This is a genomic window from Amycolatopsis dendrobii, assembly GCF_014145675.1.
Lineage (GTDB): Bacteria > Actinomycetota > Actinomycetes > Mycobacteriales > Pseudonocardiaceae > Amycolatopsis > Amycolatopsis dendrobii.
Genome location: NZ_JACGZW010000017.1, coordinates 177053 through 186096, shown reverse-complemented (window position 1 = coordinate 186096; position 9044 = coordinate 177053). Strand labels below are relative to the sequence as shown.

Here is a 9044-nt window from a genome sequence, read left to right as displayed (position 1 = left end):
CCAGTTCAGCTCGGCCTGGCCAGTCCGGCCAGTTCAGCCCGGCCAGCTCAGCCCAGCCTGGCCAGCCCGGCTCGGTCCGGCCAATTCGTCACGGCTCGGTTCGGTCCGGCCAGCATCGTCCGGCCTGGCTGCCGCTCGCTCCGGCAACACCCCAGCAGCTTCACCCGCCACCGTGCGGCCGAACCCATAGCTTGACCCGCCACCGTGCGGCCGAACCCGTGGCGGCTCCCGATCGCACCCCACCCAGTGCGAACATGGCCGTCCGATTCGAGCCAGAGTCGGCGCGTTCGCCCGGCTACCGGGGCAGCATGGGCATCAAGTAGTACTTCAATGCCACCTCACGTCCGTCTTCGTCGGCCGGGGTCAGGACGCACGCCCGCAATCCTGGCTGGATTGCCAGGCGGACTCGTTCTCCGCTGAACGGGGCGAGGGCGTCCAGCAGGTACCGAGCCTGGAAGGACGGCGATGTCCGGCCGCCGCAAACGTTTGCTTTGAGGTGTTCCTCTGCTTCGCCGGTGTCTTGTCGCGTGCTGGCCAGGCGGAGGTGTGCGTCGCCGACTTCCAGGGTCAGGACTCGGCGGTCTTCGGAGTAGACGCCGACTCGGCGGATGGCTGCGGTTAGTTCGTCGGCACCCACCTCGACTTCTGTGTCGACCGCGTCGGACGGGATGGAGTCCGCGGACAGGAAACCTGCGCCCAGGACCGCTGTGGTGACGGTGCCGCCTAGCCAGCTCAGGGCGAAGTGGCTGGGGTCGGCGTGCAGTCCCATGGCACCGGCGCTGTGGCGGGCGGCTTCGGTCAGCAGGGTGGCTGGGACCAGGACGTCGATGGGTTGCCGGACCTCTTGCAGTGGCAGGCGGGCTACGGCCAGGCGATAGCGGTCTGAAGCGGTCAGGCACAGTTCGCCGCCGATTGATTGCACCCGTACGCCGGTGAAGACCGGGAGTGGGTCGTCCTTGGCGGCGGTGCCCGCGACGGTGCGCAACGCCGCGGCGAGGGCTGATCCGTCCACTTTGGACAGCAGGGGTGGCGGTTCCGGGACGTGGAGCAGGTCGCGATCCAGCAGGGGCAGCGCGAAGCGGGCGCTGTCCGTTCGGATCGCGAGGCGGGATCCTTCGACGGCCAACCGGACCTGGTCGACATCCAGCATGCGGACCGTTTCGGCGAACGGCGCGGCTGGTACGACGACTTCGCCGTCGAGATGGGTGGTCGCTGGGCAGGACAGCTGGACGGCCAGGTCGCGGTCGTTGCCGGACACGACGAGGCCGTCAGCGTTCGCCCGCAAGCGCAGGCGGGCTTGCCTCGACAGGAGCCGGGCCGCGGCGTTCGCGACCGCCGCCAGCGGCCGCACGAAGGAGGTGAGGTCCATGCCACGCAAAGTAGCGGGGAGCACCGACAAAAAACGGCGACTAAGACGGTTGAGCTGCTGAAACGTCCCCGCTGTCGCTGGCGGAGAGGACACGGACGGTGCTCGTCCGCGGGAAAGGGGCCCGAGCGACTCCGGGAACTGCTGCCCGGCAGCGCCAATGAGAGCGCTGCCGAGCGAACCCGCGCCGGCCGCGGGAAGGAGCGGAGCTACCTGACAGCGCCCACAAGAGCATCGTCAGCAATCGCCGGCGAAGCAGCCCGCACGGTCCCCCGCAGCAGCCACACCACCACAGCCAGCGCAACCCCAGCCACCCCAGCAGCCAAGAACGCCGAAGCCGTCCCGGAATGTTCGACCAGGTAGCCGCTCACCGACTGGCCCGCTGCGAGTCCCAGCGTCACCGCCGTGAGGACCCAGCCGAATGCCTCAGCCGCGGTGCCGCGCGGGGCGACGACCTCGATCGCCGCGGAGTGGGTCGTCGACTGGGGAGTGATCATCGCGCCGGCCAGCAGCATCAGCAGGGCAAGGGCCCACAGGCTCGACGGAAGGGCAAGCAGCGCGACGAAAGCACCGAAACCGCCGAGCAGGATCGGCAGGCGCAGGCCCAGGCGGCGGGGCCACGGGTGCAGGCTGTAGGCCACGCCGAACGCCACCGAGCTCAACGACCACGCGGACAGCAGCAGACCGCTGAGCGAGGGGTGGCCGGATTCCGTCGCGGCGGCGGGGACGGCGACCTCCACGAATCCGATCACCATGCCGAAACCGAGGGCTGCCAAGGCGAGCGTCCGCATTCCGGGGCTGGCCAGCGCGCCGAGCAGCGGGGTCTTGGACTTCGGAGCCGGACCCCACGCGCGCACGGTCGGGTTCAGCGCGAACAGCACCGCGCCGGTGACCATGGTGATCGAGCCGACGACCATGCCGGTGCCCGCCCACGGCGCGGTGATCAGCAGGCCCGCGATGCCGGGGCCGAGGATGAAGAAGACCTCCATGCTGATCGCCTCATAGGACAACGCGGCGTTGCGCGCCGGTCCTTCCGGCAGGATTTTCGTCCACAGCGCCCGCGACGCGGAGCCGACCATCGGCTCCGAAAGCCCGGTCGCCGCGGCCAGCGGGATCAGCACGTATGTCGGCAGATGTGCCTCGATCGCGACCGCGAGCGACGCCATCGACAGCGCGAAGACGGCGGCGACGACCAGCAGCGGACGGCTCGGTCCGAATCGGTCGATCAGCCTGCCCTGCACGACCGCGCCCACCGAGACCCCGGCGAGCGAGCTCGCGGAGACCAGTCCGGCGGCGGCGAACGAGCCGGTTTCGCGCTGCACGTACAGCAGCGCGGAAATGCCGATCATCGCGATCGGGAGCCGGGCAAGGATCGACGCGATCACCGGGCCGCGCGAGCCAGGGGCGGTCAGCGCGGCACGGTAGTCGGCGAGCGTGGTGCGGCCTTCGGAATGGGCAGACTGGGACACGCGTACTAGTATGACGAAATTGGTACGGAGGTACCAGTAATTTTCCGGTCATCTTGGTCACGCTCGATCGGCTCAGTCAGTACCCTCGCGCGATGCGGCTGATGTTCTCCTCCGGAGCTGGGTACAGCCATATCGAGCCGATGCTTCCGCTCGCGCGGGCCGCGCGAGCGGCCGGGGACGAGGTCGCGTTCGCGACCGGTCCGGAAGCCGTGCGGTACTTGGAAAACACTGGGTTGCGGGTCATTTCCGTAGGGCAGCCGAACGACCCCGGCGCCGCGGCCTCGATGTGGCAGCGGGCCCGCGAGGAGATGGCCGGGATGACCGCGGACGAGCGGCTCTCCCACCTGGTCGCCGAGTACATGGTCGGTCTCGGCGCGGCCGCGCGGCTCGACGACATGGTCGGCTTCGTCCGCGACTGGCAGCCCGATCTCGTCATCGCCAACCTTGCCGAACGCGCCGCCGTGATGGCCGCGTGCCTGGTCGGCGTGCCGTACGCGATGCACGCGATCGGTCCGCCGAAATCCGCCGCGACGATGGAGCGGGCCTGGGAAGTCGCCAACGGCCTGGTCCGCGAGCGCGGTCTCGACGAGTTGCCGCCGCGCGATGCCGTGCCGTACCTGGACTTCTGGCCGTCGGGATTGACTCCGGCTGACGTTGCCTGGGAGTACCCGACGCGCTGGCCGCTCCAGTCCGCTGGCGTGACGCCAACCCCCAGCCCGCGTCCGGCAGTCCTCGACGGGCTTCCCTACGACCGGACCGTCTACGTCACCCTCGGCACCACCCACAACGCACGGCCCGGCGTGCTGGAGGGAATGCTGACCGCACTGCGCGACGAGCCGGTGAACGTCGTGGCGACGATCGGCCGGGACGGCGACGCCAGCCGGTTCGGAGAGCAGCCGGACCACGTGCGGATCGAGCAGTTCGTGCCGCAGACACAGCTGCTGCCCGCCGTGGACGCGGTGGTCTGTCACGGCGGTTCGGCGACCGTTCTCGGCGCGCTCGCGCACGGGGTGCCGCTGGTGGTTTCGCCGTTGGCGACTGATCATTTCGAAGTCGCCGCGCAGGTTCAGGCCGCGGAAGCCGGAATCGCGGTCGACTCGAGCGACGGGATCCTCGACGCGGTCCGGACGGTGCTGACCGACCCGGCCTACCGGGCGGCCGCGGAGTCGCTGGCCGCCGAGATCGCCGAGCAGCCCGCCCCGGCGGCGGTGGCGGCCCGGTTGCGTGACCTGGAGGTCTCGATCTGATAACACCAGCTGGATTCTTCGTGAACTCGTGCAACGAAGACGCGGTCTTGGCGTCCTTGAGGGTGAATGGCCTTGAATTCGTGAGTTTTGGCCGTGATGGTTGAACGACAGCCCATTACGGGCTGGACAGCACTGCAGCACCCAGCTCCCTCCGGCATATGGGTCGGGGCCTGGTCCGGAGGGCGGGGAGCGCGGGTCGTCGGGGGATGATCCGTGCGCAGGCGAGGAGCCGGTGCGCCACGTCGGGGGTGGCGCCCGGCTCCTTGTCATTTTCCTGGCCGGACGCGCCGAAACCGGTGCCGACACGGGGCCGGAGCGGAATGCCGCTCTTGTGGGGGATAGTCCGGTACGCACGCACGAAGGCCACCCCCGGTAGGAGGTGGCCTTCGAAAAACCCGTGCGGATTAACCCACTCGGGGGAAGATCAGCGGGCGCGGCGGGCGAGCCGCTCCGGGTCCAGGATCAGCACGCTCTTGCCCTCGAGCCGCAGCCAGCCGCGGTGGGCGAAGTCGGCCAGTGCCTTGTTGACGGTCTCGCGGGACGCGCCGACGTACTGGGCGATCTCCTCCTGCGTCAGGTCGTGCGTGACCCGCAGCAGGCCGGCCTCCTGGCTGCCGAAGCGCTGCGCCAGCTGCAGCAGCGCACGGGCCACGCGACCGGGGACGTCGGTGAAGATCAGTTCCGCGACCATGTTGTTCGTGCGGCGCAGGCGGCGCGCGACGACGCGCAGCAGCTGCTCGGCGATCTCCGGGCGGGTGGCGATCCACTGCCGCAGCGCCGGGCGGTCCATGGTGACCGCGCGGACCTCGGTGACCGTCGTGGCGCCGGACGTGCGCGGGCCGGGGTCGAAGATGGACAGTTCCCCGAACATGTCGGACGGACCGGCGATCCACAGCAGGTTCTCGCGGCCGTCCGGGGACTTGCGGCCGATCTTCACCTTGCCGGACTGGATGATGTACAGCCGGTCGCCCGGCTCGCCCTCGTTGAAGATGACATGGCCGCGGGGGAACTCCACGGATTCCAAGGTCTGGGCCAGCGCCTCCGCCGCTGCCGGCTCCACACCCTGGAAAATGCCCGCACGGGCCAGGGTTTCGTCCACCTCGGGTGCCTCCTCGTCGAGAAACGATCACTTCCTTCGCAGGCCGAAGGCAGTGTCGCCGATCACTTTCGCGTCAGTCTAGGGCGTGTCGGGCGGATCGCTCGTCGGCTCGCCGCGCCCGGCGCGGCTGCCTGGAACGATCACGTCCGACTGAGCAGCCTAACTCCGCACCTTGCGCGCGCGTAGCCTGGCTGCCCGTCCGCCGAGCCGGCGCAGCCGGAACAGCTCGAGCGCGCGGCCGATCCCGTGCCCGTACAGCGCCCTGACCTCGTTGGGCTGGGCCTGCTCCAGGAACTCCTCGACCTCGTTCTCCTGGACCGCGACGTGCTTGAGCCTGCTCTCGACCCGTTCCATGAACAACGCGAAGAACATGATCACCAGCGGGACCAAGATCACGAACCACACGGTCATGCCACAGCTCCGCTGTTTTCGGTGACGCACTCGGTCATGGATCTCCAGATCCTCGCTCAGGGCGGACGCGCGGCCCGCAGAGGTGGTGCTCTGGCGGTTCGGCCGTCCACCGGCGGATGCTCCCGACCGGCTCGTCCGACTCGCCCGTAGGCTATCGGGGTGCCCCCTGTTGTCCCGAACGGGCCCCGCGCGGACCGCGAAGAAAGCCGGCTCGCTCTCGTGAGACGCGCCCGGCGGATGAAACGTTGCCTCGACGAGGTTTATCCGGACGCGAAGGCCGAGCTGGACTTCACGAATCCGCTGGAACTGCTGGTCGCGGTGGTGTTGTCGGCGCAGACCACGGACGTGCGGGTGAACCTCGTCACGCCCGCCTTGTTCGCGAAATACCGCACCGCGGCCGATTACGCCGGAGCCGACCGCGCCGAACTCGAGGAATACCTGCGCACGACCGGGTTTTTCCGGGCGAAGGCGAATTCGCTCATGGGTCTCGGCGCGGCGCTCGTGGAGCGCTACGGCGGCGAGGTGCCGAAGAAACTGGACGACCTCGTCACGCTGCCCGGCGTCGGCCGCAAGACCGCGAATGTCGTGCTCGGCAACGCTTTCGACGTGCCGGGAATCACAGTGGACACTCACTTCGGCCGCCTCGTCCGGCGCTGGGGCTGGACCGAGGAAGAGGATCCGGTCAAGGTCGAGCACGCGGTCGGCGCGCTGATCCCGCGGAAAGAGTGGACGATGCTGTCCCACCGCGTGATTTTCCACGGCCGCCGCGTGTGCCACGCACGGAAACCGGCCTGCGGCGCGTGCCCGCTGCGCAAGGACTGCCCGTCGTTCGGCACCGGGCCCACCGAGTTCGAAGTGGCCGCGAAACTGGTCAAAGGCCCGGAGAAGGACCACATTCTCGAGCTGGCGGCGCGCGGGTGACCGCAGTCACCAAATGGGCGCTCGGGGTCGCGGTGCTGGCGGTGGCCGCGTTGGTGGCGGTCCTGACGCTGCGCGGCGGCGATTCGACGTCCGCGCAGCCCGCGTCCGGCGACCTCGCCGGGCCGCGAGCGGCGGCGAAGCTCCAGGCTTGCCCGCCCGCCGCGGCGAAAGCGGTCGGCCAGCTGTCCGGGATCGAGGCGGACTGCCTCGGCGACGGGTCTCGCGTGGACGTCGGCAAGGTTCTCGGCGGCGGTCCGGTGCTGATCAACGTGTGGGCGTCGTGGTGTCAGCCGTGCCGCACCGAACTGCCGGTGCTGCAGCGATACGCCGCTGAGCCGGGTGCGGTGCGCGTGGTCGGCGTGCAGGTCGCGAGCCCGGCTTCGGACGGGCTCGGCCTGTTCGAGCGACTCGGCGTGCATCTCCCGTCGCTCTACGACGGCGACGGCCAGACCGGTCCCATCCGCACCGCGCTCAAGGTGCCCTCGTCGCTGCCCGCGTCGTACCTGGTCACCGCGGACGGTCAGGTCCGGTTCGTCGCGAACCCGCGGGTGTTCGACAACACTGACCAGGTGCGCGCTGCTGTGAAGGACTACTCATGACCACCGGACCGCTCGTCGAACCCGAAGCCGTGCCGGAATGGCTGCGGCCGCTGGTGAAGGTGTCCGGCGAGGTCGACAGCCGCACGTTCACCCGGTTCAGCCCGCCGGAAGACCTGCTCACCCGTGCCGCCGCGGTGCTCATCCTGTTCGGCGACCGGCCAGGCGGCGACGGTCCCGACGTCCTGCTGCAGCGGCGGGCGGACACGCTCGGCTCGCACGCCGGGCAGGTTTCGTTCCCCGGCGGCGGCGCGGAGGACGGCGACGACGGCCCGGTCGGCACGGCGCTGCGCGAGGCCGAGGAGGAGACCGGCGTCGACCCGTCGGGGATCCTGCCGGTCGCGGTGCTGCCGGAGCTGTTCGTGCCGGTGTCGCGGTTCGCGGTCACGCCGGTGCTGGCGCATTGGCACACCCCGTCGCCGGTGCGCGCGGTCGATCCGGCCGAGACGGCGGCGGTCGCGCGGGTTTCGCTGGCCGACCTCGCCGACCCGGCCAACCGGTTCACCGTGCGCCGCGGCGACGCGTCGTGGCGAGGGCCGGCGTTCACTGTCGACGGCCTGTTCGTCTGGGGCTTCACCGCCGGTCTGCTGTCCGTGCTGCTCTCGCTCGGCGGCTGGGAACGGGAGTGGGACACCGGCGATGTGCGCGAGCTTGACGTAGCGTGGGCCGAACATCAGGGCCGGTTGGCGGCTCGGGACGGCACTATCGAGGAGTGACGGCGCGGTGAACTGGGTCGATGTCGTCGTCCTGCTGCTCGCGGTCATGGCGGCGGTTTCCGGCGCGTTCCAAGGCGTGATCGTCGCGCTGCCCGCGCTCGTGGGCGTCGCGCTGGGCGCGGTGGCCGGGGTGAAGCTGGCGCCGTTCGTGATCAGTCTCTTCGACAGTCCGGTCGCGAAGGTGGCTTTCGCGTTCGCTGTGGTCGTGTTCCTGATCGTGCTCGGCGAGACGCTCGGCGTGTGGGTCGGGCGGAAGCTGCGGCAGAAGATCAATCCGGACAAGCTTTCCGGCATCGACAAGACGCTCGGGGCGATCTTGCAGGCGGCTGCGGTGTTCGTGGTCGCCTGGCTGGTCGCGAATCCGTTGACTACGGTTTCGGCGATTCCTGGGCTGGCTAAGTCGATCAATTCGTCGGTGGTGCTGGGCGAGGTCAATGACTTGATGCCCGCCGAGGCGCAGGGGCTTCCCAGTGACTTGCGGAAGTTGCTTGACGCGTCCGGGTTTCCGTCTGCGTTGTCGCCGTTTGAGAAAGCTCCTTCGGCGGATACGCCGCCGCCGGATACTTCGTTGAATGTGTCGGCTGTGGCCAAGCGGGTGCATCCGAGTGTGGTGAAGATTCGGGGGAATGCGCCGTCTTGTTCCCGGGCGCTTGAGGGTAGCGGGTTTGTCGTTGCGCCTCAGCGGGTGATGACTAACGCGCATGTGGTGGCGGGGACTGACGAGGTCGGGATCGAGTCGACCTCGGGGGACTACCGGGCTCGGGTTGTGTATTTCAATCCGGAGGTCGATGTTGCGGTGTTGGCGGTGCCGGGGTTGCGGGCGCCGGTGTTGCCGTTCGCGCCGCAGACTGCTCGGGCTGGGGATAACGCCGTGGTGTTGGGGTATCCGTTGGACGGGCCTTATACGGCTACTCCGGCTCGGGTTCGAGGGCGGATCAACCTGCGCGGGCCGGATATTTATGACGCTAATACTGTGCAGCGGGATGTGTTTACTGTTCGGGGAACCGTGCGGAGCGGGAACTCCGGAGGGCCGATGATCACGCCTGATGGGGATGTCATCGGGGTGGTTTTCGGGGCTGCGGTTGAGGATCCGGATACTGGGTTCACGTTGACCGCGGATCAGGTGCGCAGTGCGGTTGACGCTGCTCCGTCGCAGACTGAGCGGGTTGCTACGGGAGCTTGCGCGAACTGACGGTCCGGCTGCGGTACCTCTGCCCGA

9 protein-coding genes are annotated in these 9044 nt (G+C 69.3%); 5 read left to right on the top strand and 4 right to left on the bottom strand.

Annotation, left to right across the window (positions count from 1 at the left end; all coding sequences use genetic code 11):
• Positions 1–295: 295 nt before the first annotated feature.
• Together dnaN and H4281_RS39020 are read right to left on the bottom strand one after the other, a co-directional pair.
• The gene (gene dnaN, locus H4281_RS39025) at positions 296–1369 is read right to left on the bottom strand and encodes a DNA polymerase III subunit beta (protein ID WP_182895863.1); all 1074 of its coding nucleotides are present in this window, start codon (positions 1367–1369) and stop codon (positions 296–298) included.
• A 206-nt stretch (positions 1370–1575) separates the two neighbouring features.
• Positions 1576–2835, bottom strand: a complete 1260-nt coding sequence (locus tag H4281_RS39020) for an MFS transporter (protein WP_182895862.1) — start codon at positions 2833–2835, stop codon at positions 1576–1578.
• A gap of 92 nt (positions 2836–2927) precedes the next feature.
• On the opposite strand from H4281_RS39020, the gene H4281_RS39015 reads away from it, so the two are divergent.
• Complete coding sequence (locus H4281_RS39015) at positions 2928–4082, top strand: glycosyltransferase (protein WP_182895861.1); 1155 nt, start codon at positions 2928–2930, stop codon at positions 4080–4082.
• A 424-nt stretch (positions 4083–4506) separates the two neighbouring features.
• On the opposite strand, the gene H4281_RS39010 is transcribed toward H4281_RS39015, so the two are convergent.
• The gene (locus H4281_RS39010) at positions 4507–5181 is read right to left on the bottom strand and encodes a Crp/Fnr family transcriptional regulator (RefSeq protein WP_009084463.1); all 675 of its coding nucleotides are present in this window, start codon (positions 5179–5181) and stop codon (positions 4507–4509) included.
• A gap of 159 nt (positions 5182–5340) precedes the next feature.
• Positions 5341–5592, bottom strand: a complete 252-nt coding sequence (locus H4281_RS39005) for a hypothetical protein (RefSeq protein WP_037369289.1) — start codon at positions 5590–5592, stop codon at positions 5341–5343.
• Between the two features lie 237 nt (positions 5593–5829).
• Here H4281_RS39005 and nth point away from each other — a divergent pair, with 237 nt between their 5' ends.
• Genes nth through H4281_RS38985 form a run of 4 tightly spaced genes read left to right on the top strand, consistent with a single transcriptional unit; the run spans position 5830 to position 9017 of the window.
• Positions 5830–6513 (top strand): endonuclease III, encoded by a 684-nt coding sequence (nth, locus tag H4281_RS39000; protein ID WP_220508512.1) that lies wholly within the window; start codon positions 5830–5832, stop codon positions 6511–6513.
• A complete protein-coding gene (locus H4281_RS38995; protein ID WP_182895859.1) occupies positions 6510–7112 on the top strand; it encodes a TlpA family protein disulfide reductase in 603 nt (200 codons plus the stop codon). The genes nth and H4281_RS38995 overlap by 4 nt, the downstream gene beginning before the upstream one ends.
• Positions 7109–7825, top strand: a complete 717-nt coding sequence (locus H4281_RS38990) for an NUDIX hydrolase (protein ID WP_182895858.1) — start codon at positions 7109–7111, stop codon at positions 7823–7825. The genes H4281_RS38995 and H4281_RS38990 overlap by 4 nt, the downstream gene beginning before the upstream one ends.
• Before the next feature lie 7 nt (positions 7826–7832).
• The gene (locus H4281_RS38985; protein ID WP_182895857.1) at positions 7833–9017 is read left to right on the top strand and encodes a MarP family serine protease; all 1185 of its coding nucleotides are present in this window, start codon (positions 7833–7835) and stop codon (positions 9015–9017) included.
• The last annotated feature ends 27 nt before the right edge of the window (positions 9018–9044 follow it).